This is a genomic window from Pseudoalteromonas sp. J010 (assembly GCF_003934235.1).
Lineage (GTDB): Bacteria > Pseudomonadota > Gammaproteobacteria > Enterobacterales > Alteromonadaceae > Pseudoalteromonas > Pseudoalteromonas peptidolytica.
In genome coordinates this window covers 15,624-41,192 of record NZ_RDBW01000037.1, presented here as the reverse complement: position 1 = coordinate 41,192, position 25,569 = coordinate 15,624, and the positions used below count along the sequence as shown (strand labels likewise).

At 42.5% G+C, this 25,569-nt stretch carries 19 protein-coding genes; 5 read left to right on the top strand and 14 right to left on the bottom strand.

Translation table 11 applies throughout. The annotated features are described in order from the left end of the window. Nucleotide 1: 1 nt before the first annotated feature. From EAG18_RS18440 to EAG18_RS18430, 3 genes are all read right to left on the bottom strand, one after another. On the bottom strand, nucleotides 2–991 hold the full coding sequence (locus EAG18_RS18440; RefSeq protein ID WP_125253831.1) for a RimK family alpha-L-glutamate ligase: 990 nt from the start codon (nucleotides 989–991) through the stop codon (nucleotides 2–4). 163 nt (nucleotides 992–1,154) lie between these two features. Beyond that, nucleotides 1,155–2,444 (bottom strand): Glu/Leu/Phe/Val dehydrogenase, encoded by a 1,290-nt coding sequence (locus EAG18_RS18435; protein ID WP_125253830.1) that lies wholly within the window; start codon nucleotides 2,442–2,444, stop codon nucleotides 1,155–1,157. 78 nt (nucleotides 2,445–2,522) lie between these two features. Continuing rightward, on the bottom strand, nucleotides 2,523–4,460 hold the full coding sequence (locus tag EAG18_RS18430; RefSeq protein WP_275557338.1) for a UvrD-helicase domain-containing protein: 1,938 nt from the start codon (nucleotides 4,458–4,460) through the stop codon (nucleotides 2,523–2,525). Between the two features lie 546 nt (nucleotides 4,461–5,006). On the opposite strand from EAG18_RS18430, the gene EAG18_RS18425 reads away from it, so the two are divergent. Next, complete coding sequence (locus tag EAG18_RS18425) at nucleotides 5,007–7,193, top strand: carbohydrate binding family 9 domain-containing protein (RefSeq protein WP_125253829.1); 2,187 nt, start codon at nucleotides 5,007–5,009, stop codon at nucleotides 7,191–7,193. 11 nt (nucleotides 7,194–7,204) lie between these two features. Here EAG18_RS18425 and EAG18_RS18420 read toward each other — a convergent pair whose 3' ends face one another. Together EAG18_RS18420 and EAG18_RS18415 are read right to left on the bottom strand one after the other, a co-directional pair. After that, on the bottom strand, nucleotides 7,205–9,253 hold the full coding sequence (locus EAG18_RS18420; RefSeq protein ID WP_185745624.1) for a winged helix-turn-helix domain-containing protein: 2,049 nt from the start codon (nucleotides 9,251–9,253) through the stop codon (nucleotides 7,205–7,207). Between the two features lie 211 nt (nucleotides 9,254–9,464). After that, nucleotides 9,465–9,920 (bottom strand): HPP family protein, encoded by a 456-nt coding sequence (locus EAG18_RS18415; RefSeq protein WP_125253827.1) that lies wholly within the window; start codon nucleotides 9,918–9,920, stop codon nucleotides 9,465–9,467. A 110-nt stretch (nucleotides 9,921–10,030) separates the two neighbouring features. On the opposite strand from EAG18_RS18415, the gene EAG18_RS18410 reads away from it, so the two are divergent. Further along, nucleotides 10,031–10,567 (top strand): TetR/AcrR family transcriptional regulator, encoded by a 537-nt coding sequence (locus tag EAG18_RS18410; protein ID WP_125253826.1) that lies wholly within the window; start codon nucleotides 10,031–10,033, stop codon nucleotides 10,565–10,567. A 32-nt stretch (nucleotides 10,568–10,599) separates the two neighbouring features. Here EAG18_RS18410 and EAG18_RS18405 read toward each other — a convergent pair whose 3' ends face one another. From EAG18_RS18405 to EAG18_RS18370, 8 genes are all read right to left on the bottom strand, one after another. Next, entirely contained in the window at nucleotides 10,600–10,839 is a 240-nt protein-coding gene (locus EAG18_RS18405) for a hypothetical protein (RefSeq protein ID WP_125253825.1), read from the bottom strand. Nucleotides 10,840–11,189: 350 nt separating this feature from the next. Then, nucleotides 11,190–12,068 carry a heme o synthase gene (cyoE, locus tag EAG18_RS18400; protein WP_125253824.1) on the bottom strand — a complete coding sequence of 293 codons (879 nt, stop codon included), beginning with the start codon at nucleotides 12,066–12,068 and terminating at the stop codon, nucleotides 11,190–11,192. Between the two features lie 13 nt (nucleotides 12,069–12,081). Then, nucleotides 12,082–12,441: a cytochrome o ubiquinol oxidase subunit IV gene (gene cyoD, locus EAG18_RS18395; RefSeq protein ID WP_125253823.1), complete on the bottom strand. Its 360-nt coding sequence runs from the start codon at nucleotides 12,439–12,441 to the stop codon at nucleotides 12,082–12,084. Next, a complete protein-coding gene (cyoC, locus tag EAG18_RS18390) occupies nucleotides 12,441–13,061 on the bottom strand; it encodes a cytochrome o ubiquinol oxidase subunit III (protein WP_125253822.1) in 621 nt (206 codons plus the stop codon). Before cyoC ends, cyoD begins: the two co-directional genes overlap by 1 nt. 3 nt (nucleotides 13,062–13,064) lie before the next feature. Next, complete coding sequence (cyoB, locus tag EAG18_RS18385) at nucleotides 13,065–15,047, bottom strand: cytochrome o ubiquinol oxidase subunit I (RefSeq protein WP_125253821.1); 1,983 nt, start codon at nucleotides 15,045–15,047, stop codon at nucleotides 13,065–13,067. Nucleotides 15,048–15,049: 2 nt separating this feature from the next. Further along, nucleotides 15,050–15,958, bottom strand: a complete 909-nt coding sequence (cyoA, locus tag EAG18_RS18380) for a ubiquinol oxidase subunit II (protein WP_125253820.1) — start codon at nucleotides 15,956–15,958, stop codon at nucleotides 15,050–15,052. Between the two features lie 688 nt (nucleotides 15,959–16,646). Next, a complete protein-coding gene (locus EAG18_RS18375) occupies nucleotides 16,647–17,078 on the bottom strand; it encodes a hypothetical protein (RefSeq protein ID WP_275557337.1) in 432 nt (143 codons plus the stop codon). 1,299 nt (nucleotides 17,079–18,377) lie between these two features. Next, entirely contained in the window at nucleotides 18,378–18,833 is a 456-nt protein-coding gene (locus EAG18_RS18370; RefSeq protein WP_125253819.1) for a flavodoxin family protein, read from the bottom strand. Between the two features lie 81 nt (nucleotides 18,834–18,914). Here EAG18_RS18370 and soxR point away from each other — a divergent pair, with 81 nt between their 5' ends. Together soxR and EAG18_RS18360 are read left to right on the top strand one after the other, a co-directional pair. Next, complete coding sequence (soxR, locus tag EAG18_RS18365) at nucleotides 18,915–19,418, top strand: redox-sensitive transcriptional activator SoxR (RefSeq protein ID WP_125253818.1); 504 nt, start codon at nucleotides 18,915–18,917, stop codon at nucleotides 19,416–19,418. A gap of 16 nt (nucleotides 19,419–19,434) precedes the next feature. Beyond that, nucleotides 19,435–21,219: a DUF885 domain-containing protein gene (locus EAG18_RS18360; protein WP_125253817.1), complete on the top strand. Its 1,785-nt coding sequence runs from the start codon at nucleotides 19,435–19,437 to the stop codon at nucleotides 21,217–21,219. 285 nt (nucleotides 21,220–21,504) lie between these two features. Here EAG18_RS18360 and EAG18_RS18355 read toward each other — a convergent pair whose 3' ends face one another. Continuing rightward, on the bottom strand, nucleotides 21,505–23,664 hold the full coding sequence (locus EAG18_RS18355) for a S46 family peptidase (protein WP_125253816.1): 2,160 nt from the start codon (nucleotides 23,662–23,664) through the stop codon (nucleotides 21,505–21,507). A 298-nt stretch (nucleotides 23,665–23,962) separates the two neighbouring features. Here EAG18_RS18355 and EAG18_RS18350 point away from each other — a divergent pair, with 298 nt between their 5' ends. After that, nucleotides 23,963–25,558, top strand: coding sequence for an ABC-F family ATPase (locus EAG18_RS18350; protein ID WP_125253815.1), 1,596 nt, complete (start codon nucleotides 23,963–23,965; stop codon nucleotides 25,556–25,558). Nucleotides 25,559–25,569 lie beyond the last annotated feature (11 nt).

Sequence of the window (25,569 nt, the reverse complement as noted above, 5' to 3'; positions counted from 1 at the left end):
TCTAAACAGTTAATTGTTCACTTTCTGCGTGAGTTGCAGAGGCTTTTTTCACGCCATTGTTATTTTTCGATACTTTGCCTGAGCGGTTGAAGATGCCAAGTCGAATACGAATAAAGTGCAAAATCTCTCTTGCAACATCTATGTCAACAGCCTGCTCAAGCCCTTCAAAACCTGGACTTGAGTTTGCCTCGCATATTTTGAAGTGCTCTTCATCAAACAATAAGTCAATACCCGCTACGTCTAAGTTTAAGATATTAGCCGTCTGCGTCGCTAGCCACTCTATTTCTGGAGTAATAGGATGAGGGCTTCCAGTGGCTCCGAGGCTCACATTGGCTTTGAAATTTTTACCACCTGAATTTCTCTCCATACATGCCACAGCGCGGCCACCAATAGTTAATACTCGTAAGTCTCTACCATGGCTCGATTTGATGAAGCGTTGTAAAATGATATTCGCCTTAGGGTTAGTCGCCTCAATCAGCTGCATCAAATCGTCAAATTCACCTCTTGATTTGGACAAAAACACCCCACTGCCCTGAGAACCGGATAATGTTTTGATCACCACCGGGAAACCGATTTGTTTCTCGACTAGCTCTATATTAACTGGAAACTTAACCAACATGGTTTTTGGCGTAGGTAGATTCTGTTCAGCTAATATCTGTTGGGCATATAATTTATCTTTAACGGTTTCAATTGATTGTGACGAATTAAAGCAGTGCACACCCAAACGCTCAAGGTGACGAATAATAGCAAGGGTAAAGTATGTGGTGCCAGCACCCATTCTGGGTAGCACAAAGTCAGGCAATGCAACTGGTTGCCCATCGATAAGAATGCTTTCTTCGTCTTCCCTAGTAACCAGAAGATCAAACTGATCCGGTGAATACACTTGAAGATCGATACCTTCTTCTTTTGCTACCGCCATCAATCTATCTATCTCGTAGATTTCAGGTTTCACTAAATTGGCAGAGTCTTTATAGATGATCCAACCGCGCATACAAATTACCCCTTGAAAAACAGATAACCAGAACGACATCTACAATATAATGTAAAAACACTACTTGGCCGTAAGTGCTATCGCCCTATAAACAAAAGCGCGATTATGTGGATTCACCTAAAAACAGTACAGCAAAAAAAATTTATCGACACAATCTGAAAAACTACTCTCGATTTTCGAAGTAAGACTGTGTCCCATGTGCCTGTAATGCGCTTTGTATTCGCTGTAAGGCAAGCTTATACACAGCGTCTCGAATGTCGAGCCCTTCCTCTCGGCTTAGCTCCCACGCTCCGTCAAAAGCATCCTGCATGTAATTGGCTAGTTTATCGTTCACTACTTGCTCATCCCATGCTTCTCCTTGGCGATTTTGGCACCACTCAAAGTAGCTCACAATTACCCCTCCAGCATTCGCTAAAATATCAGGGATCACCATAATGCCGCGGTCATTTAAAATGGGATCAGCATCTGCTTCTACCGGACCATTTGCAATTTCAACAATATAATTTGCAGCAATGGAGTCAGCATTTTCTTTTGTTATGGCACCTGCTAATGCTGCAGGAACAAGAATGTCAACATTCAAGCTCAGCAATTCATCGTTGCTAATGACATCATGTTCAACACTTTCACACACAGAGTCTTTACAATAAACCGCCTTGAGTGATTTACTGCGCTGCTTTTCTTGATAAACACTTTCGATATCCAAGCCTTCCTTACAGTAAATTCCTCCCTTAGAGTCACTCACTGCAACCACTTTGTACCCAGATTGCTGTAACAGTCGCGCACAATGATAGCCACCATTACCAAACCCTTGAATTGCCACTGTTTTGTCCGAATTATCCCAGTTATTTTTATTACTTAACTGTTCAATGATTAAAAATGCGCCACGACCTGTTGCTGATTCTCGTCCCGCGCTTCCACCAAAAATAAGGGGCTTTCCGGTGATCACCGCTGGGCTTTTCTGCCTTGCAATTTTCTCATATTCATCCATCATCCAGCCCATAATTCTTGCATTGGTATAAACATCAGGTGCTGGAATATCTTGCTCCGGGCCAATGAAATCGGCATTAGCCCTAATATAGGCACGTGCTAGGCGCTCTAACTCCATTGGACTTAAGGTTTTAGGATCAACGGTTACAGCACCTTTTGCACCTCCAAACGGAACACCGACCGCCGCGCACTTGAGTGTCATCCACAGTGCTAATGCTTGGACTTCGCTGACGTTGGTGTCTTGGTGAAAGCGGATCCCACCTTTGGTTGGCCCAAGGAGGTCATTATATTGACATCGATGTGCCTCAAAGTAGTCCAACTTACCGTTATCTCTGCGGATAGAGATATTACTAGACAAGGTTCTTTGGGGTTGAGCAAGCGCTTGATACGTTGACTGCTCTATCCCTGTTTTCTCTACGATTGTGTTTACTCTTTTTAACGCGTCTTTTAATAGATCTGTGCTCATCCTTACCTCAACATTGTTAGTGCGATAATAATGGTATGCGTGTAATGTCATAAAAGATCAAGAGTGGGTAAACCTTAATCACGCAATTTCTTGTAGAAAATAAGACGGTGACTCATCTGGCTCCAAAAGAAAACACTGCTTTCTTGCTCGAGTTAACGCGACATAAAATAACCGCCTCTCTTCTGCATCTGCATAACTTCCTTTTGCTGGAAGTAACGCCTCTATTATCTCTGGTACTTTTATTTTTGATGGGAATAGGCGTGCTTTAAGGCCAAACACTATCGTGAAGTCGGCTTCTGTCCCTTTAGCGCCATGAAAAGTATTGGTACTGATCGCCAACTGCGGAAATAATCGACGCCAGTTATCCACTTGCGCTTTATCAGGTAAACCCTTATGGTTTCGAGCAAGTAACAAAACTGATACCGCTCCTTCGTTACGTTGCTCAATCAAATTAAGGAGTTGTTGAGCATCCATTATCTCGTCACCACTGGGGACTTTTATAACTCCTTGCCCTTTGATACCTAGTTGGTTTGAACTGATATCTTTGGCTATTTGCTCAGGATTTCGACATATAAACTCGCAAGCTGTATCCAGAATACTTTGTGGATAGCGAAAAGTTTTATCTAAATAGGTAGTTGTAGACTTTCCAAAATGTTTGGCAAATTCTGTTGTCAGCCGTATATCACCACCACTAAAGCGGTATATTGCTTGCCAATCATCACCTACCGCAAATAATTGGCTACCAGTTTTTTTATTCAGTAGTGCTTGAACTAGCTTTGCTCTGACACGAGAAATATCTTGAAACTCATCAACCAAAATATAACGCCAAGGCACTCTAAATTTGTCATTTTCAACAAAATGGATAGCACGTTCTAGCATATCATCAAAATCGATACAGGCCTCATTGGTTAGATATAACTGATATTCAGCAAGTACTGCCAGCGGGACCGTCATTTGATGATTAAATCGCATAATTAATGACTCTGCCTCTCCCATTATTTGCGCCTGCTTTATCAACGGCAACATTTGGCTGAGTAGCTCAATGACATGTTGGGTTTGCTTTATACCTTGACCATCCAAAAATTGATGAAAGGCTTGTTCAAAGTGTGCTTCTTGTCGTAAAGACTGGATAGCATCTGAGATAAATAGCTTAAACTGCGCCTTATCGGTTGCTAACGTTGACAGCACAGGTTTTGTTCCTGTTACGGCTTCGATGATCTGCATACTCAATGAGTGAAACGTTGAACAATTCAGAGTATTCGCTATGTCATTACAACGTTCTCGCATTTCAGTTGCAGCATCATTGCCATAAGCAAGTAGTAACACTTGATCTGCATTGGCTAGCTTTCGATGCAGTAAATACCCCAACTTTGCCTTGATAACACTGGTTTTTCCAGTGCCTGCAGCAGCCAATAATAGTTGCCTGTCATCTTGAATAATGCAGGCTTTACGCTGTGCGAGAGTCAAAGGGTTGGATTCAACTTGGTCAAAATAGAGTACATCTTGCCCCAAGTAGTACGCGACAAATGCACACTGAAACTCTGCAATATCATTCTCAGTCCACGATGCAATTTCACGTATCGTCGCCACCATGGGCTCAAGCGCTTTGGGTAATATTCCCTTATCAACCTCTTTCCAACTGCACCATAATGATCCAGCCACATCAAACACTACTTTTTGTATGCTTTGGCTAAGATAGCGACTACTGAGTAGCGTTTCTATTTTTTTCACTTTGGCATGTAAGTGGTGACCATGATGCCTAATCCAGTGTTGCTGTAATGTCTGTATCAACTCATTCGCACCATGATGTTTTATCAATATCAAATACGTCGCTGTTTCAGTCTGTATTTTGAGTTCTTGATATAACCAACGGCGACTAAGAGTTGGAGGCTGACACATATCACGAAATAACACCGATGTATGTGCAGATTTTGCGCTGAGGAACACCCCCTCTTTTGAATATTTAGCGCCACGGATCCCGTGGAACAACCGGCTAAAAATATGTAGTGCAATCAATTGATAAATCAGACAAGTTAACTCCCTTACTCACATGCTAGCACGAAACTCAAATTCTCTTTCAATGAAATTTCATCATTTGCGTTACTGTTGCCATATATACAGCATGTAAAATATTAATCTGCTGTTTTATATGCTTTTATTTTAACTCCCACGATTCGTTTTAGGTTGATTAACGAACGCTCAATAAGTCCGCGATGCGTAATTTATAGCCCTTAGCTAAGCTATGAATAAAAAAATACGAAATAGTACCCACTCAAACGCGCTGACGAGAGAAAGAGAAGCTTGTACCGAGCTTTACACGTGTAAGGGAATGAAATTACAGCAAATTCAAATTTAAGGTCAAGATTAGTAGCACCTAATCACCCCGTCGAGCTGTAGCTCTCTACTTTTACATGACTTTAATTATTTTTAATATTTTCAATACGCTAGGCATATTTTCATCATAAAAAATCACTACTTTGTCATCTTATTTCGCTGCTTAATCACTTCTTTTTACAAAGGCTGCAGCATGATGAATAGATATTGTGATCAGAGAAAATAACAATGATAAATCTAGTTAATGCTAAACAATGTGTTGCCATAATCACCCTGCTATCAGTCTTTAGCTCGTTTAACGTCCAAGCGAATTGGCAGCAATTTACTCAACCCCCAACCTTTATCCCAAAGGTTACAAAAAAACCCACCATTGACGGTAAGCTTTCAGAACATGAATGGCAGGAGGCACAACACATCAATGACTTCGTTGTGTTTAGACCCAATGTCGGCAATACCCCAGATCATAATATTGAGGCTTATATCAGCTACGATAGTGATTACTTCTACGTTGCGGCGACGATTTATCAACCTAAAGCCTCGTTAACCGACCGAGTGTTGACGCAAGGCGAATACATGTGGGATGAGGATTATTTTGGACTTATTCTAGACACTAATTTTGACAGAGCAGACGCTTATCTATTCCATGTCACTCCTTCAGGTGTTAAAGAAGATGGTTTAGTTGACGGTACCAATTATATTGCCCAATGGAAAACTCTTTGGTTTGCTAAAACACACATCGAAGAAGATAAATGGTCTGTAGAAATTGCTATTCCAATGCAATCAATTTCGTTTGAGCAAGGTGCTAAACAATGGGGCTTGCAGCTCAGGCACCGCGTAGCCAACCCTAATACACAAATTTATTGGAACCTTAATAACCCGAGTAACTTCGCTTGGCATACTAACCAGCTCGCCCCCATTGAAGGGCTTGAAGGCTTAAAGCAAGGCTTGGGAGTAGAGGTAAAACCGAGCTTGGCACTAAAAGGCAATGACGATGACAGTAAACTCACACCAGCGTTGGACATACTCTACAAAGTGACACCAAATCTCTCTGCGATGCTGACACTCAATACTGACTTCTCAGGCACAGAGGTAGATCAAGTACCGCTCAATATGACTCAATACTCTCAGTACTTCACCGAAAAACGCGATTTCTTTCTACAGGACAGTCAAATTTTTCGATTTGGTGGTATGGGAGATAGCCACGCCAATGGTATGCCTTTTTACTCACGACGTATCGGACAGGGCCGACAATCAGGTATTCTAGATATCAATTGGGGCACCAAATTAACAGGGCAGATTGGTAATACTCGCTTAGGTATTCTAAGCGTAAATCAAGAACAAGATGGTAATCAATCCGAAGAAACACAGCTTAGTGTCGCCCGTGTGACACAGCAAATTGCACAGCAGCATCAAATTGGTGCTATTGTAACCAATGGTAGCCCTGATGGCCAAGCCCAAAGAAGATTAGTAGGCGCAGACTATCGCTTCCAAGGCAATATGCTTGATCAATACCCCTTCGTCACTCACACTTACTATCAAGAAACGGAAGCCGTTTCAACAGAGGAGATAACCAATGAGGATAACAAGTCTTACGGGGGATCAATAGAGCTGCCAAATGACACATTTTATCTTCGTAGTCGGTACCAATATATAGGTAAAGATTTTAACCCTGCTTTAGGCTTTGTAAATAGAAAGGATCTTCAATTTTACGAGGCGATAAGCCACTATCGAATAAGGCCACAGTCGGGGTGGTTAGCAGATAACATTAATTACTACCAATTTACTGGATTTTATTATCTTTGGGAAGACACCCAAGGCAACCGACAAGGGCAAAGCCTTTTTTTACGACCACTGCAAATTGATTTAAAAAATAATGATCACTTCTTTTTCAGTCATAACCGCTATCAAAGGATCTTAACAAAACCATTCAGGTTTACGGATAAGCTCACTTTTATGCCGCAAGAATATGATTATATTCAAAATGAACTGTACATCAGAAGTGCCAATAACAGGCCCATGTATGTAACTTCACGATTTTTAACAGGGAGTTTTTATGATGCCGAGTTTGAACGCATTAGCCTAGATTTGAATTATCGTCCAAATAAGCATCTATTTTTAAATGTAAGTCGCAATATGTATTATTATCAAAAAGATGGCATCAATGACCAACTTTTTAATACCAGACTTAGTGTTAATCTAGCCTTTAACAGTGAATGGTCTTGGAATACATTATTACAGCACAATGATCAGACCAATAACTTCTCTATTTTCAGTCGCATACGCTTCGAACCATCACCAGACGAAGTTTATATAGCCAGTATCAACCGAGGTTATAACATAGAAGATGGCTGGCATGAACGTACTGAAAATACGGATGAAACCGCAATCAAATTAGCATATACCTATAGATGGTAAGAGCAGACTCGCTAACGCGCTTGAGTGGTATATAAGTCGCTACTAAACATCCGAGTGCTCGCATAAATTAACTGACCGTCCTTTACATCGAAACCATAATATCCATCAAATGGGTTTTGACTTAAAAATTGTAGGTGACGGTCATTGAGTTTATAAAGTGTTAATTCTGCTTCTATGTGGTCGCTTGCATATAACACGCTATCTTCGACTATACCTTGATGAAAATGATCAACTTCTCCAAGCTGAACCCCTTTTTGCATTTGCCCATTGAGTAAATCAGCCAATGTAAAGCGGTATACGTTTTTGTCTTGATTATAGACATATATAACTTCTCTATTTGCTCTATCTGGCATAATACGCATCCACGATGGTGGCAACTCTGCCACCAGCTGTAACTGCCGATTATATACTCGTACACTGCGGGACGTTTTCTGTTTTACCGTAACAGCAAATAAAGTGTTATTAATCCAAGACTGAGCAAAACCATAACCATCTAAAGAGGTCTGATGGAGCACATTTTTTCGTTCGCTATCCACTATCCATAGCTGATGATTATTATGATTTACCAGCAATAACTTATCATCTGGAGATACTGCCAACTCTCGCAGACGCATATGCTCATCCATCATAATCACTTGCGCCGCACGTTGTGCTGGTGCTTGGAAATAAATATGGTTGCCACCGGCACGGTTCGAAGTAAAGTAGATCCCTATTTGCTTATTAGCGAACGCAGGAAGTCTCTCGTTGCCGTTACTATTGTCTAATTCAAAACCGGTAAGTCGCCAATTAAGGTCTATGTTTTTGTCGTATGTTGAGTACACATAATCTTTATTATTTGGATGGCGTGCTAACTCACAGCAAATTCGATCCGTTAAACTCGCGAGCGTACGTTCAGAACCTTTTTGTACATTAATAGATTGCAGTTGAGTTGGCTTTGATGCAGAAACCACAATCACTTGGTCACTCTCATGTCCCCATATACCAAACTCAATTTGCTGATGAGTGCGCCCCAATGCGGTTAATGTGTGAGAAGTGGTATCAAACGTAAAGAACTGACTTATTCCTTGACTGTTGTGAGCTATGAGTAGTAGCTCACAACAGTCAGCTTTAAGGTCAAGAGAAATAAACTGCCATCCTTTAGGCAATGTTACATTAATAGGTTCTAACCCTGTCGTGAAGTCAACCTTGTATAACGTGTTTTGATGTTCGTGTTGCTTCGGGTGCCCTAGCAGCCAGATCACGTCCTGCCGCGTATCATAAGTAAATTGATGAGACACTAATTTATTACAACCAAGCCGTTGTGCCTTGCCAGCGGCGAGAGTTCGCGTTCCCTCAGCAAAGGGGACTTTGAACCAACCGCATTGCTCTTCTTGGTATCCCGTAAAAATCAGGTGAGTAGAAGTCTGTGCAACTAAAGCATCAATATAGTATGCGCCACTTGCAACCTGTGTACCGACATCATCATACTGATCATTGAGGCGCTTGACCCAAAGTGTATTCCCCTTACCTCGAGTGTCATTGAGAAAACTAACTGACTCCCCACTAGGTGCTACGACCAGACTCCGTTTAGCCCCCATTACTCGAGTTAACACATTATTTTCATTATAATTTAGCTCTGAAGATGCTCGGCTGTTCAGCATCACCAATACAACAGCCAACAAACAAATTAATAAGCTGGCAAGCCCCTTAACTACGTAGTTTGACTTAACGCTTTTTTGATCAGTATCGAGGTGGGATTTTACACCTTTAAGTACAGACGCCTCAGCAATAAAACGATAGCCTTGCTTGGGTACGGTTTGAATATACTGTGGGGATTTAGGGTCATCATTGAGTGTTTTGCGTAAGTTAGCGACTAATTTATTGATGGCATTATCGGTCACAATTACACCCTGCCAAATCACCGTTTGTAGTTCATCGCGTGTGATTATCCGCTTGGGGTTGTCTAGCAGAAATAGCAACAATGATACCGTTCTGGGATCAAGTACAATCACTTCACCCTCGCACGTTAACTCATATGACCCCGTATCAAACAGAAATTGACCAAATTGAATTCGCTCCAAACTACATCTACTCCATGTAAGGTTTATTATTGTTATTATTACCAACAAACATCAACTGTTCGTTTGGTATCAAATAACTAAAAGTTACTTGAATTATTGAGACGTTTTCTTAGGTGTAGTCTATACCAATTGTATGCAGTAAACGAGCTATTATAAAAACAGCAGGCCATCATAAGCCCGCACGTCGATTAAAGTGCTACAGAGTTTAATGTCAAGCTGCTACGTTAAGCTTGTTTGTGAATAGTAAAGTCGCTTTGCCTACCAATACTAAGATCACAGCACCGGTGATGACTGGCGTAAATAAAAAACTCCACCCTTCCATTGCTAGCATTATCAATATGGGATTTGCCCCAGCTGGCGGATGCGTCGTTTTTGTTGCCAACATACCAAATACTCCAACGCCTGTTGCAGTTGCCAAGGTGAGTTCATTTACACCAATATATTGCGCAAAAATAATTCCAATTGTTGCAGTAATAATATGTCCAAAAATAACGTTTTTAGGCTGTGCTAGTGGGCTTTTTGGCACGCCGAACACCAGCACTGCAGTAGCGCCTAAAGGTGCCATTAAAAAAATATACTCAGCACTTATCGTTTGACTAAACGCCAATATTGCAATGGCGATAAACGCCCCAACTCCAGCAATTAAAGCAAGTTGTATTTCTCTCATTGTATACGTTCCCTTTCAAAAAAGTAGACCAACCTGTCTACCCCGCAAATAGTAGACAAGTTGGTCTACTTCTGTCAACCTATAATCACGGTAATAAACATGGTTGACTGATGAGTACAAAAAGACAACAACTGATCGATTGCGCAATGGAACTGTTCTATCAACATGGCATTCATGCCATTGGCATTAACGAAGTATTAAAGTCATCTGGTATCGCTAAAAAGACTCTGTATAACCATTTTGAGAGTAAAGATGCGTTGGTGCTTGCAACACTTGAGCAGCGACATCACCAATTTATATCTTGGTTATCTGGTTGCCTTGAAGATGTCCAGACCAGTGAAATGCTCGAAAAGCAACTGTTCTTGGCGCTAGATCAGTGGATTAATAATAAGGTGGAGGTACTGGGCGAATTCCGTGGTTGTTACTTTATTAACACAGCGGCAGAATTTGGTGAGCTTACCAGTCCAATTAATCAACTATGCCAGCGGCACAAACTTGCGGTAAAAGCGTTACTCAAACAATCGCTTAACAACGCTGATGATGCCGCTGTCGAGCGCCTGTTTCTATTGAGCGAAGGGATTATTTCAACGGCGTATACCTGTCACGATGCTAGCGTGGCCAAGCGGGCAGCAGAATTCACGAGCTAAACAGCGTGCTATTTGAAGGTTCCACTTTATGCTTATTGCTCAGGTTTATCGCCTGATTTGGGGGCTTTTTTACGTTGTTCTTGTTTGGCTTTCGCGACATTTTTAAAAACAGGTGGTGGAATAGGAAAAAGAGAAATAAGCGGCATCAATGCCAAAAATAAATAGGCGCCTTTTGGCATTTTTTTGGCCCATAGCACGACCTTAAAAAGTAAAAAGGACGCGATAAAAATCGCCATAAATAACAACAATACCTCTGCTATCCCTAAATCCATTATTATCTTCTCATCTATTCAATAAGCTTGATATGGAGATAAAATGGGTAAAAAGCAAGCGACGTAAAATAATGCCAACTTGCTTAATTAAGTGGTCTATTTTGAGGCGAGAAAATCTTGTCGATAACTCCGCTACCGCGTCCTGCTTTCGCTAAGGTACCTACATCCATATAGGCAAGGCAAAAATTTTGCTATTTAGTTGTTCTAAATGAGGAATTTTTAACGCTGTTAGCGTCAGATATACTCCTTCAAATTGAGCAAGTATTAAGTCAAATTGGTATAAACTAAGATAAGAACGAAAAAAGGCCCTGAGGGCCTTTGGGTTTTAGTTACTTTGGGATAATCTGCGATCAGTACAGCATCGCAGAAACTGTGCTGTGATTATCAATCGCCATCGCGATACTTAGGACTGTGATATTGACTATTGAGAATGCAAATACTTGCCTCGCCCAACCATGTAAATCTGAGTCTCTTTGGTACCCTTTTAGCGCCATCAATAACCACCAAAAACTGGTTGTACAGGCCACCGCCATAAATGCTACACCGGTGTAGCCGCTAAGCGGTAGTAACATCACCACCAGCGCATAAATGGCGATATACAAAACAATATGATGCTTGGCCTTTTCAACACCTTGCGCGACTGGCAACACCGGAATATTCGCGGCTCGGTAATCGTCAAAACGGAAAATCGCAATGGCGTAAGAGTGCGGCATTTGCCAAAGACAAAACATCAATAATAAAATGGCAGCACCAGAGTCAAACACCCCGCTTACTGCGCAGTAACCAACCACAGGAGGCACTGCCCCTGACAGGCTACCAACCACCGTGCCATACACTGAGTTTCGCTTCATGTATAAGCTGTAAACACCGACATAAATAAAAAAACCAAATGCGGCAAAACCCAGCGCAATCCAATTGGTGAAATAGGCTAAGAGCCCAAAGCCAGATAATCCGAGTACCAGACTATGTGACAGTGCAGCAACTGAGGAAATTTCCCCAGTTACTGTCACGCGAGTTTTAGTGCGAGCCATTGCCGCATCGATGTCCCTGTCGATGACATTGTTAACTACACAACCTGACGCAACGACTAAAGATAGCCCTAGCAGAGTTAATGCAAATAGCAGCCAATCAACTTCACCTCGAGAGGCCAATAAAAAGCCTCCTGCGACTGAAATCAAGTTTCCCATAATGATCCCAGGTTTTGTCACCTGAAAATAACGACGCAGCATGACTACTCTCCTGTTAATACATCATCATGGCGTTCGATTCATAGATGATCCAGACCGACAGCCCCACTACCATCACAATAATCAACGCACTAAAGATAAAGGAAAGCGTGCTTGCCTTACCTTCTTCCGTAACAAAGTTCAGGTGTAAAAAGTACTTCAGGTGCACCCAAATTTGCACTAACGCCGTTGTCACTAACGTCCAAAATGTCGTGCTAGATGACAAGCTGCCACTCATCACGGCAGCAAAAGGAATGGCTGTCAAAATAACGGATAGCACAAAGCCAATTAAATACGACTTCACACTACCGTGGCTGTCGTGTTCATGCTCATGAACATCCATCTGTGCTGACGCTTGAGATCCACTATGGCTCATTACATTGCCCCCATTAAATAAACAACGGTAAATACACAGATCCACACGATATCTAAAAAGTGCCAAAACAAGCTTAAGCAGCTCAAACGCGTTACCGTTTGTGGCTTAAGACCACGACGTGTCACTTCAATCATCATCACAGTCATCCAAATCAAGCCTGCCGTCACATGCATACCGTGCAGACCCACTAATGAGAAGAAAGAAGTCAAAAAAGCACTATTTTGCGGTCCATGACCGTGTACTATTAAGTGATGAAATTCATACACTTCCATGCCAATGAACACCGCACCAAAGGCAAATGTCACCGCAAGCCAAGATAAGGTTTGCGACTTTTTCTGTTTGTTTGCCGCAATCATGGCAAAACCAAAAGTAATACTACTTAACAGTAAGGCTGCGGTTTCAACCGCAACAAAACCCAGCTCAAAGATATCTTTGCCAGACACGCCACCTGCTGTGTTCATGTACAACACAGCATAAGTGGCAAAGAAAGAGGCAAACAACAAACAATCCGTCATCAGATATAGCCAAAAACCAAATATGGTATTTGAACCTGTGTCATGATCTGCATGCTCGTGAGCATCTTCTAACGCATGCAGCGTATCGGGAGTAATAGCACTCATGAATTAACCCTCCTGTAATGCACGAGAAAGGTGGGCAGACTCAATCTGCTCAATCTCGTCAACCTGAACATAATAATCAACGTCGCGGGTGTAACAACGCTTAATAAATACCGCGATAGCACTGACTAACCCCACCGCCGCTAACCACCAAATATGCCAGATCATGGCAAAGCAAAACGCGGTCAATGACGCACTGATAAGCACTCCTGCGGGAGTATTTTTTGGCATGTGAATAGGCTGATAGTGCGCAGGCTTTTGGTATGCCTGTCCCTGCTCTTTCATTTCTGTCCAAGCGTCAATATCGTCAACCACAGGAGTTGTCGCGAAGTTGTAGTACTGCGGGGGAGAGTCCGTAGACCACTCAAGCGTATGCCCGTTCCACGGATCGCCTGTGGTGTCTTGCAATTGCTCGCGGTTTTTGTAGCTCACCACTAGCTGTACCACTTGGAAAACTATCCCAAACATAATGATAAAGGCACCAATACACGCGATGTATAGCCAAATATTCCACTCTGGCGTGTTGGTATGATTAAGGCGACGTGTCATACCTAAGAAGCCGAGCACATAAAGCGGCATAAAGGCCACAAAAAAGCCAACTAACCAGCACCAGAATGAGGCTTTACCCCAACGCTCATCAAGCTTGTAACCCATCACTTTAGGGAACCAATAAGCAAAACCCGCTAGATAACCAAACACAGCCCCACCGATAATGGTGTTATGGAAATGTGCAATCAGAAAAAGACTGTTGTGCAGCACGTAGTCGGCACCTGGAATTGCAAGCAGTACACCAGTCATCCCACCTACGGTAAAAGTCACCATAAACCCTAACGTCCAAAGGACAGGCACCGTGATCCGTAACCGACCGCGATACATGGTAAATAGCCAGTTAAAGAGTTTTACTCCCGTTGGCACCGCAATAACCATAGTCATGACCCCAAAGAAAGCATTAACATTGGCGCTTGAACCCATAGTAAAGAAGTGATGTAGCCAAACAATAAAGCCCAAAATAGAAATCGCACCGCTGGCATACACCATCGACTTATAGCCAAACAAGCGTTTACCTGTAAAAGTCGAAATAACCTCTGAGAAAATCCCAAACGCAGGCAAGATCAAGATATACACTTCAGGGTGACCCCATGCCCAGAACAGGTTGATATACATCATTGCATTACCACCGGCTTCATTGGTGAAGAAGTGGAAGTCCATATAACGGTCAAGCGTTAGCATCGCAAGCAATGCGGTAAGAATTGGGAAAGACGCCGCAACTAAAATATTTGCCCAAGTACAAGTCCAAGTAAAAATAGGCATTTTCATTAGCGTCATGCCAGGTGCACGCATCTTAAATACGGTTACCAAGAAGTTCACGGCGGTGAGCAATGTCCCAAGCCCGGATATTTGCAGTGCCCAAATATAGTAATCAACCCCAACACCCGGACTAAACGACAACTCCGACAAGGGCGGATATGCCACCCAACCGGTTTTTGCAAACTCACCAAATGCCAATGATAAATTGATCAAAATAGCCCCACCCGCTGTCAACCAAAAGCTAAGGTTATTCAAAAACGGAAAGGCAACATCTCTAGCACCAATTTGCAGTGGCAGGATAATATTCATCAAACCAATCATAAATGGCATCGCCATAAAGATGATCATGATCACCCCATGTGCGGTAAAGATCTGGTCATAATGCTCTGGAGGCAGATAACCGGCTGCGCCGCTTGTGGCCATGGCCAGCTGTGTACGCATCATGATGGCGTCGGCAAAACCACGCATTAACATAATTAATGCCAAGATAATGTACATCACACCTAGGCGTTTATGATCGATTGAAGTGATCCAATCGTGCCACAGCACGCCCCATTTTTTGTATTTTGTGACCATTGCCGCCACGATTAGACCAACAATCGCCACCACGGCTAACGTCACCATAATGATGGGTTCGTGATAGGGGATTGCCTCGATGGATAATTTACCAAACAACGACATAATTACTCCTCAGCCTTGCCGTGATGTGAATGCGCAGCATGCTCTGGTTTGGCGTAATAGTTCATTTCGCCATGACCCTGCATGTACTTCATAACTATGGTGTGAAATAAGCCCTGCTCTACCGAGCCAAAATACTCAACGGGGTGATATTCTGAAGGCTCTGCCAACTGCGTGTAACGATCTGCGGTTAAGGCGTCGCCGTTTGCTTTAACATCGGCAACCCAGTTATCAAAATCTGCTTTGTCTTTGGTGGCAATGGCTTTGAACTTCATTCCAGAAAAACCTGCTCCACTGTAATTAGCAGAAAAACCGTTGAACGTTCCCGGCTCGTTAGCAATCAGGTGAAGCTGCGTTTCCATCCCTGCCATCGAGTAGATTTGACTACCGAGCTGCGGAATAAAGAAAGAGTTCATGGTGCTTTCGGAAGTGATTTTGTACTCCACTGGGACATTCGCTGGAAACACCAGTTCATTCACGCTGGCAATGCCTTGCTCTGGATAGATAAATAACCACTTCCAGTTTAGCGATACCACTTGAACGGTGAGATGTTCTCCTTTGCCCTCCAACGGCTTGTATGGATCAAGCGATTGTGTAGAGCGCCAGGTGATCACCCCTAGTACAATAATAATCACAATCGGAATGGTCCAAACCACGGCTTCTATTTTGTTAGAGTGAGCCCATTTAGGTGCATAGATCTCGTGGTCACGACCATCTCGGTACTTCCACGCAAAATATAAGGTAAGAATAATTACTGGTACTACAACGAGCAACATCAGTACAGTGGCAATGATGATCAAGGACTTCTCATCCATGCCAATTTGCCCCTTGGGATCCAAAATGCCACCATTACAACCGGTGAGCATTAGCCCCAATGAAGCGAGCGCATAATTCACGACACTACGTTTATTCAATTGATTACCCTTCAACGATAAGCTGCGGCTTATTTATCAAGCACGCTGAGTATCTATTTGTGCGAGCTACGCTGCACAAGTTCGAATTGCACTGTATCTATAAGGAAATACATTAGTGAAGGGAAACGCTTCGTTGATACCAGTCACTAACCTATTTACCAAATAATTGATTGATACAGTAAACGGACAATCACATCACCAAGCCTACAACTCGCTCTAAAAGGACGATAAGTAGCCGATTAATGTAATTGAAAGTGAATTGCTGACTGCTGATCTGCAAAGTGCAAATTGTTCCAATTTGATTAATTAAGTGATCGATTTAGAGACGAGAGCACCTTGTCGATAACACCGCAAAAAATTTGCTATTAGTTGTTCTAAATAAACAATTTTTAACGCAATTAGCGTCAGGAGTCCTCATTCAAATTGAACAAGCGTCAAGACAAATTGATATTAAGCACATTGGATCTAATACCAATTATCTTGATTAAGTGGCCTATTTTTAAGCGAGAAAATCTTGTCCATAACTCAGCTACCGCGTCCTGCTGTCGCTAAGGTACCTACATCCATATAGGCAAGGCAAAAATTTTACTATTTAGTTGTTCTAAATAAGAAATTTTTACGCTGTAGGCGTCAGATTTATGCTTTCAAATTGAGCAAGTATTAAGTCTAATTGGTATAAATATTGCGATTACGCAAACAGACAGCGGTATCTAAAAGGAGGAGCACGACAACCATGTGCGCTGGGCGCCGGTTGAGGGTGTATAGCCTCTGTAGAGGCGAATACCATTTTGCGTAGCACGATGCCAGCGCGTGTAGGCAAAATAGTATGGAAAACTAACCAATAAATACCAACCAGCAAGTGTAATGATAAAATAGGCTGAGCCAAAAACGCTCCGAGCATCACCACAAGAGAGTCTGGTAACGAATTATCTGCAAATAATGCTTCTAATTCAGCTACATCACCTAACATACCACTGAATAATAATACTAAGTTGGCTACCATTAACAGACTAAGTACCGCAGCAACACGCCCAAATAACCAAACACGCGACGTGGTACTTCCTGAAACGGCAGTATCACTAACGACTGGTTTATCTGTAGCAAAGCTGTGTGAGGGCACGGATAGTCCTGATCTTTAATTGGGCTTAGTTAGTTTTGAACTTTCAGTTTAAACTGAAAATTCGCGTCGAAGTATAACAAAGTCGAAATGTGATTCAAGCGCTTTATGCAATGATCTACATCAATTTATCCTGCTTTAGCTCGTTGCTCAGAAGTAGGAGCTGCTTTATGCAGCGATCTTTTAAAACCCTCACACTTCTTGATATACACACCTATCACTAAACAACTCGGCGGGTAAACCACCTCCAACCAAACGGGTTTACACCTGAGGTAGGAGCTGCTTTACGCAGCGATCTTTAAAAACCCTCACACTTCTTGATATACACACCTGTCACTAAACTACTCGGCGGGTAAACCACCTCCTACGAGACAGAATTACACTGCAGTAGGAGCTGCTTTACGCAGCGATCTTTAAAAACCCTAACACTTCTTGATACACACCTGTCATTAAACTACTCGGCTGGTAAACCACCTCCTACGAGACAGAGTTGCACTGCAGTAGGAGCCGCTTTACGCAGCGATCCGTAGACCTCTCGCACTTCTTGATATACACACCTATCACTAAACAGCTCTGCGGGTAAACCACCTACYACCAGACAGAATTACCCCGCAGTAGGAGCTGCTTTACGCAGCGATCTTTAAAAACCCTMACACTTCTTGATACACACCTGTCATTAAACTATTCGGCGGGTAAACCACCTCCTACCAGACAGAATTGCCCTGAAGTAGAAGCTGCTTTACGCAGCGATCTTTAAAAACCCTCACACTTCTTGATATACACACCTGTCAATAAACTACTCGGCGGGTAAACCACCTCCTACCAGACAGAATTGCCCTGCACCAGACAGAATTACCCCGCAGTAGGAGCTGCTTTACGCAGCGATCTTTAAAAACCCTCACACTTCTTGATATACACACCTGTCAATAAACTACTCGGCGGGTAAACCACCTCCTACGAGACAGAATTGCACTGCAGTAGGAGCCGCTTTACGCAGCGATCTTTAAAAACCCTCACACTTCTTGGTATACACAACTGTCATTAAACTACTCGGCGGGTAAACCACCTCCTACAAGACAGAGTTGCCCTGAAGTAGAAGCTGCTTTACGCAGCGATCCGTAAAAACCCTCACACTTCTTGAATATACACCTGTCACTAAACTACTCGGCGGGTAAACCACCTCCTACAAGACAGAATTGCCCCGCAGTAGGAGCTGCTTTACGCAGCGATCTTTAAAAACCCTCACACTTCTTGATATACACGCCTGTCATTAAACTATTAGCCCAGCAAAATCTACAAAAATTAATCTGCATAAGGGTAATGCACGTGACGCTGCTCTTGTAATGTCATACCTAAATATTCAAATGTGCCCACCAGCATCTCAGTAAATGGTGCTGGCGCTTGTGCTTGGCATGAAGTTGATAAGATCGAAAAATGTTTTTCGCGCAAGGCTCTTAATTCTGGTTTAAGCGCTTCAATATCCATAAAGTCCGTGATCCTATCAACAAATGCTTTCATCCTTGGCGTTACGGCATACCAATAAACAGGTGATGCAAAAATAATATGATCAAACCCGAGCACCCATCTAAATAGGTTTATAAAGTCATCATCGCTGTGAGAATGTTTGTAGCAATACTCCCCTATTTTGTAACGGTCTAGGTAGATAAGCTCAGCACTTTTTTCTTCTGCTAACGCTTTTGCTGATTGGTAAGTATTTCCATTTGGGTTTGAGCTTGAGTAAATAACGATTGTTTTCATAATGTTCAATTCCAGTTGCACTATTAATAAATTGGGTGCTACCTTAAAACCTCACCTTAAGTTGAGGTAAAGTACTATTTTATGAAAACTGAAAAATTATTAAGAGATGAGCCAAACTTGAGTGTTGGTAAGGTTGCAGCCAGAGCAGATGTTGCCGTTTCTGCATTACATTTTTACGAAAACAAAGGATTGATCCGCAGTTGGCGTAACAATGGTAATCAACGTCGCTACAAAAAAGATGTGCTACGTCGTATTGCCATTATTAAAGCTGGGCAGAAAATGGGGATCACCCTTGGTGAAATAAAAGATACGTTAGATACCTTGCCCGATTCAAGAACACCAACCAAAGAAGACTGGGCAAAATTATCAACAGCATGGCAAATGAAACTAGATGAAAAAATCGCCTATATGCAGCGCTTACGTAGCTATGTAGACGGCTGTATTGGTTGTGGCTGTTTATCGATGAAGTCCTGCCCCATCTATAACCCGGGCGATATTGTTGCGACACAGGCCAATGGTGCCGTGTGGTTGGATGAGCCAGACAAAGCAAATAAAGCGAAATCTTGTTATGATAACGAAAACTAATAAATAGGACACAACAATGAAAAAAACTGCCTTGTGTATGGCACTTGCCATGGCAATGGGCCTAGCTGGCTGCACCGCGCCGTCTTCTTCAACAAAGACTGTAGCACTCACGGAAGAACAAACTGTGGTGAAAAACCAACAATTTGCTCAGTTTTCAGAGCAGTTTATTGACGAACTTTGGCAACAATATCCTGAAGCCTCCTTGTGGGCAGGTTTTGGTAAATATGACGACTTAATTACCATACCTACACAAGCTAGCCGCGACGCCAATGTTGCGTTTTCAAAAACACAGCTGGCAAAATTACAGCAATTCGACCTATCACAGCTTAGCAACAGTCAAAAAATCGACTATCACTTGATTGAAAATCGCCTACAGCGTGATATTTGGCACATCGAAACGTTTAAAAGTTGGCAGTGGAATCCTTCTTCTTACAATGTTTCCTATGGCTTTGCTACTATTTTGAACAGCCGCTTTAAGAGTGACGATGAAAAGTTAAAGCTGGTATTAAAGCGCCTTCAATATGTTCCCGCCTATTATGAAGCTGCACAGAGTAATATTCATAATCCAACCCTTGAATATACCCAACTTGCGATTTCACAAAACCAAGGGGCATTTAGCGTATTAAATGATGAGCTACTTGATAAATTAGCGACTTCATTGCTTAGCGCAGAAGATAAAGCATTATTCAAACAACGCTTTGCAGCTGCCAAATCAGCGATAAACGGCTATGTTTCTTTCCTCACTAACCTTGAAAAAGAGTTAAGTGAAAGCGGCAACGCGCGCTCCTTTAGAATTGGTGAAAAGTTATACGAAGAAAAATTCGCATTTGATATACAGTCAGGGTATACAGCAAAACAAATGTATGAAAAAGCACTTGCTGATAAAGCCCGCATTACTGAGGAAATGGTGCAGATCACAGATCAGTTGTGGCCAAAATACCTTGCCAATACACCTCGCCCACAGTCAGACAGAGATGCCATTGCAACCCTTATCAGACATCTGTCAGTCAAACACGTTAAACGTGAGGATTTTGTCTCTGAAATTAAGGCACAAATTCCAGAGCTTGAGCAGTTCGTGAAGGAAAAAGATTTAATCACGCTCGATCCTGAAAAGCCATTGGTTGTGCGTGAAACACCAGAATATATGCGTGGTTATGCTGGCGCTTCGATCAGTGCACCAGGGCCGTATGACAAAAAAGAAAACACCTATTATAACGTCACTCCCCTTGACTCAATGAGTGAAGAACAAGCTGAGTCATACTTGCGTGAGTACAACCATTGGATCCTACAGATCCTCAATATTCATGAGGCAATACCAGGTCACTATACTCAGTTAGTTTACGCTAACGAATCCCCTTCTTTGATCAAGAGCCTTTTAGGTAATGGTGCCATGGTCGAAGGCTGGGCAGTTTATACTGAGCGAATGATGTTAGAAGAAGGCTATGGCAATTTCGAGCCTGAAATGTGGTTAATGTACTACAAATGGAATCTGCGCGTTATCTGTAACACTATTTTAGATTATGACATTCAAGTCAATGGCATAGACAAAGAAGCGGGCTTAGACCTGTTAATGAATGGTGCTTTCCAAGAGCGCGCTGAAGCGGAAGGTAAATGGCGTCGCGCAACATTAAGTCAAGTACAGCTGACCAGCTATTACTCTGGCTATCGTGAAATTTACGACTTCCGTGAAGCACAGAAAAAGGAGCTTGGTGAAGCATTCGACCTTAAGGCGTTTCATGAAGAGTTTTTAAGCTTTGGCAGTGCCCCGGTGAAGTATATTCGTCAACTTATGACAAAATAACACCAATTTTCTTAATTAAGTGGTCTATTTTGAGGTGAGAAAATCTTGTCGATAACCCCGCTACCGCGTCCTGCTATCGCCAAGGTACCTACATCCGTGTAGGCAAGGCAAAACTTTGCTATTTAGTTGTTCTAAATAAGAAGTTTTTAACGCGTTTAGCGTCAGATTTACTCCTTCAAATTGAACGAGTATTAAGTCAAATTGGTATAATTTCACCCAATAACACAAAAAATGCCGACCTCTCGGTCGGCATTTTTGTGTATCAATACAAATTAAACCTGCAGACTACTTCACTATTTTCATTTCATCTAATAGGTTTTGTGCATTGTCGACTTTATCCATTACCCAAAGCATGTAACGCGAGTCAACGTGAATCGAACGGTTCAGGTTTTTATCATAATCCCAATCGCCAATAATGCTTTCATAAACACCGTCAAACAATAAACCAACCAGTTCAGCTTTGCCATTTAACGTCGGCGAACCAGAGTTACCACCCGTTGTGTCAACATTAGAAAGGAAGTTTACCGGTACCGTGTTCATACCACCTGTATATTGGCCATACACTTTATCGCGGATCAACTGCTGCTGTTTTTTAGGTGCATTAAAAGGATCAACATCGGTGTTTTTAGCTAGCAGCCCCTCTAGAGAGGTAAACGGTGTAGCAACTAATCCATCTTGAGGTGAGTATCCGCCTACTGTGCCGTAGGTAACTCTCAATGTGCTATTAGCATCAGCATAGACAGGCTTATTTTGAGACTTGTTGTAAGCAATGATTGCTTCCATAAGCGCAGGACGTGCAGCTTGCTGTTTACCGGCTAGCTCTTTTCCTTCATCTTCAATTTGCTTCATCACAGTAAAAATCGCTTTAGCATACTGCATAAATGGATCAGCGCTTTGATTGAGTTGTTCAAGATCTAAATCTAGCATCCATAGACGAACTTTCTCATCTGCCAACTTAGAGTTTGCATACATTTGATCAAGCAGTGCTTGATGATTTGCCTTATCAAAACCCTCTTCCAGTTGTAGTTGCTTGTCTACCTCTGCAATGCGTTTTTCTTTAGGAAGCGCAGCATACAGCTCCATAAAGTAAAGCATAATAGCTTTGTCTACAGTTTCGTCGTAGCGACGTGTCATGCGCTCCAGACCTGCTTTAATCTTTGGCATATCACGTTCTTGATAACCACGTTCGCGCTCAGCATCAGGCTTTTGCTTTTCAACTGCAAGACGATATAACTCCCTTGCCGTTGCAATCATTTGTGAGCGGTGAATATACCCCACCATCATATCGCGCACATAGTTTTCTTGTGCTTGCGCGACCAATTGGCTCAGCTCAGTCAACACATCGCCGTATTTTGCTTTGCGCTCAGCATCGGCATTGATCCACGCGATAAGGTCACGCTCAAATTGTTGCTTAGCACTATACATACTGCCCTTTTTAAAACTCTCAATCATAGAGCCAAAGTTTTTGATGTAATTGTTATAGCTAGCAATCGTACTTTCATAAGCGATTAATGCTTGAGAGCCTTCTGGCGCGTTCTCTTTGATAAGCTCCACATACTTTGCGTTGTGTTTGCGCACCATTGGATAGACAGTGTTAAACACAAAATCTACTTCTGAGGCAATACGATAACGATTAGTACGGCCCGGGTAACCGGTTACCATAACAAAGTCGCCTTCTTGCACACCTTTGGCACTCACACTTAAGAATGATTCAGGGTTATATGGTACGTTGTCTTTAGATAACTCAGCAGGTTTGCCATCTTTTCCGACATAAGCACGATAGAATGCAAAATCACCAGTATGGCGAGGCCACATCCAGTTATCTATATCACCGCCGTATTTACCAACACCCATCGCTGGCGTGTAGGCTAAGCGTACATCTTTAATCTCAAGTGATTTAATCAAGTAGTACTCAAGACCACCGTGGAAGGTATAAACATTACAACGATAATTTTCGTCTTGCTCACACTCAGAGACAAGCTGTTTACGTTTACTATCGATGGCGTCAAAGCGTGCTTTACCGGTCAAGGAATCAACACCCTCATTGACTTTGTCTGTGACGTTCGAGACTTCTTTCGTTACATAAATACGCGAACCAGGCGCTGCAGGTAGCTCTTCGCTTGGTGTTTTCGCCAAGAAGCCGTTTTCTAAAATATTGTTGTCAGTCGTAGAGTTATATTGAATAGAGCCATACGCACAGTGGTGGTTAGTAACCACTAAGCCCTTAGGGGAAACAAATGACGCCGTACAGCCGCCAAGGCTGATCACCGCGTTCATAGGAAACTCAGTTAATTTAGAAATCGACTTAGGGTCAATCTCAAGTCCTTTAGACTTCAAGATAGATTCTAGCTCAGGTAGTTGATGTGGTTGCCACATGCCTTCATCGGCTGCAACGTACTGAGAAAAGGCCAACACCATGGCCGCGGAGATAGCTTTGATACGCATATTCCAATCCTAAATTGTTATATTATTTTAATTACGGTCGGTAATGTGACCTAAGATTATGCTAAATAGCAATTTATTTCGATAAAATTTAATAAACCGATGTAAACAAGCTCTCTGAACAGGTGTTGCTAAATCCAGTTTTTTCTCATTTTAGCAACGCCCAATAAAGCCACTATTTTCATTCAAATTTAGTGCCCTACCAGACACTAAATGAATGTTTGCATTTACCAAACTTTTTGCATCATTTACCCCTTATAAATGTTAGGATCGCCGCAATTGTCAGTAATGAGTCAAATTTATGCTTTCGTGTAACAACATCACTATGCAGTTTGGTGCAAAACCACTGTTTGAGAATATTTCCGTTAAGTTTGGTGACGGCAACCGCTACGGCCTAATAGGCGCTAACGGCTGCGGTAAATCCACCTTTATGAAAATCCTAAGCAAAGAGCTTGAGCCAAGTGCAGGTAACGTAAACTACGATCCAAACGAGCGTATCGCTAAGCTAAATCAGGATCAATTTGCCTACGAGCAATATACGGTTGTAGACACAGTGATCATGGGTCATAAAGAGCTGTGGGAAATCAAACAAGAGCGCGATCGCATTTACTCACTACCTGAGATGAGCGAAGAAGACGGTATGCGTGTTGCCGATCTTGAAACGCAATTTGCTGAAATGGATGGCTATTCCGCTGAAGCAAAAGCCGGTGAATTACTCCTCGGTGTGGGTATTCCAACTGAGCAACATTATGGCCTCATGTCTGAAGTTGCTCCGGGCTGGAAACTACGTGTGCTACTAGCACAAGTATTATTTGCAGAGCCAGATATCATGCTCCTAGACGAACCAACCAACAACTTGGATATCTATACCATCAAGTGGCTGGAAGACGTATTGAATCAGCGTGATTGTACTATGATCATCATCTCTCACGACCGTCACTTCCTAAACTCAGTGTGTACACACATGGCGGATATCGACTACGGTGAGCTGCGTATCTACTCTGGTAATTACGATGAGTACATGTTTGCAGCAACACAAGCTCGCGAGCGTCTGCTTTCAGATAACGCGAAGAAAAAGGCGCAAATTGCCGAGCTACAACAGTTTGTTTCGCGTTTCTCTGCAAACGCATCAAAAGCAAAACAAGCCACCTCTCGAGCTAAGCAAATTGACAAAATTCAGTTGGAAGAAGTTAAAGCGTCAAGCCGTCAAAACCCATTTATTCGCTTTGAGCAAGAAAAGCCACTATTTCGTAATGCCCTTGAGCTTGAGTCTTTATCACAAGGTTACGAAGAGACGTTATTCTCAAACTTAAACGCACTGGTTGAAGTTGGTGAAAAGGTTGCGATTATCGGTGAAAACGGCGTGGGTAAAACCACCCTCCTCAACACCCTTGCCGGCCGTCAAGCGCCACTGTCAGGCGCGTATAAATGGTCAGAAAATGCCAACATAGGTTACTACGCGCAAGATCACGCTGACGAATTTGAAAAAGATCTCGACCTTTTCCAATGGATGGAACAGTGGCAACAGCCAGGCGATGATGAGCAAGTCGTACGCGGCTTCCTTGGCCGTATGCTGTTTTCTCAAAACGACATCAAAAAGTCCGTTAAGGTGATCTCAGGTGGTGAGCAAGGCCGTATGCTATTTGGCAAAATCATGATGCACAAGCCTAATATTCTGCTGATGGATGAGCCAACTAACCACATGGATATGGAGTCTATCGAGTCTCTAAACCTAGCATTAGAGCAGTACGAAGGCACACTATTCTTCGTCTCGCATGACCGTCAGTTTGTATCTTCTCTTGCTACGCGTATTTGGGAAATCAAAGACGGACAGATTATTGACTTCCAAGGTACTTATGACGAATACCTTGCGAAAAAAGCAGCCGAAGCACTGTAAATCTATCCTGT

Excerpts from the sequence above, each read along its gene's own strand:
- EAG18_RS18440 (WP_125253831.1), bottom strand. The coding sequence starts at position 991 with ATGCGCGGTTGGATCATCTATAAAGACTCTGCCAATTTAGTGAAACCT.
- EAG18_RS18405 (WP_125253825.1), bottom strand. The coding sequence starts at position 10,839 with ATGGATTTAGGGATAGCAGAGGTATTGTTGTTATTTATGGCGATTTTT.
- EAG18_RS18355 (WP_125253816.1), bottom strand. The coding sequence starts at position 23,664 with ATGCGTATCAAAGCTATCTCCGCGGCCATGGTGTTGGCCTTTTCTCAG.
- EAG18_RS18415 (WP_125253827.1), bottom strand. The coding sequence starts at position 9,920 with ATGAGAGAAATACAACTTGCTTTAATTGCTGGAGTTGGGGCGTTTATC.
- EAG18_RS18425 (WP_125253829.1), top strand. The coding sequence starts at position 5,007 with ATGATAAATCTAGTTAATGCTAAACAATGTGTTGCCATAATCACCCTG.
- EAG18_RS18360 (WP_125253817.1), top strand. The coding sequence starts at position 19,435 with ATGAAAAAAACTGCCTTGTGTATGGCACTTGCCATGGCAATGGGCCTA.
- cyoC (WP_125253822.1), bottom strand. The coding sequence starts at position 13,061 with ATGAGTGCTATTACTCCCGATACGCTGCATGCGTTAGAAGATGCTCAC.
- EAG18_RS18410 (WP_125253826.1), top strand. The coding sequence starts at position 10,031 with ATGAGTACAAAAAGACAACAACTGATCGATTGCGCAATGGAACTGTTC.
- EAG18_RS18350 (WP_125253815.1), top strand. The coding sequence starts at position 23,963 with ATGCTTTCGTGTAACAACATCACTATGCAGTTTGGTGCAAAACCACTG.
- soxR (WP_125253818.1), top strand. The coding sequence starts at position 18,915 with ATGAAAACTGAAAAATTATTAAGAGATGAGCCAAACTTGAGTGTTGGT.
- cyoE (WP_125253824.1), bottom strand. The coding sequence starts at position 12,068 with ATGCTGCGTCGTTATTTTCAGGTGACAAAACCTGGGATCATTATGGGA.
- cyoD (WP_125253823.1), bottom strand. The coding sequence starts at position 12,441 with ATGAGCCATAGTGGATCTCAAGCGTCAGCACAGATGGATGTTCATGAG.
- cyoB (WP_125253821.1), bottom strand. The coding sequence starts at position 15,047 with ATGTCGTTGTTTGGTAAATTATCCATCGAGGCAATCCCCTATCACGAA.
- EAG18_RS18370 (WP_125253819.1), bottom strand. The coding sequence starts at position 18,833 with ATGAAAACAATCGTTATTTACTCAAGCTCAAACCCAAATGGAAATACT.
- EAG18_RS18435 (WP_125253830.1), bottom strand. The coding sequence starts at position 2,444 with ATGAGCACAGATCTATTAAAAGACGCGTTAAAAAGAGTAAACACAATC.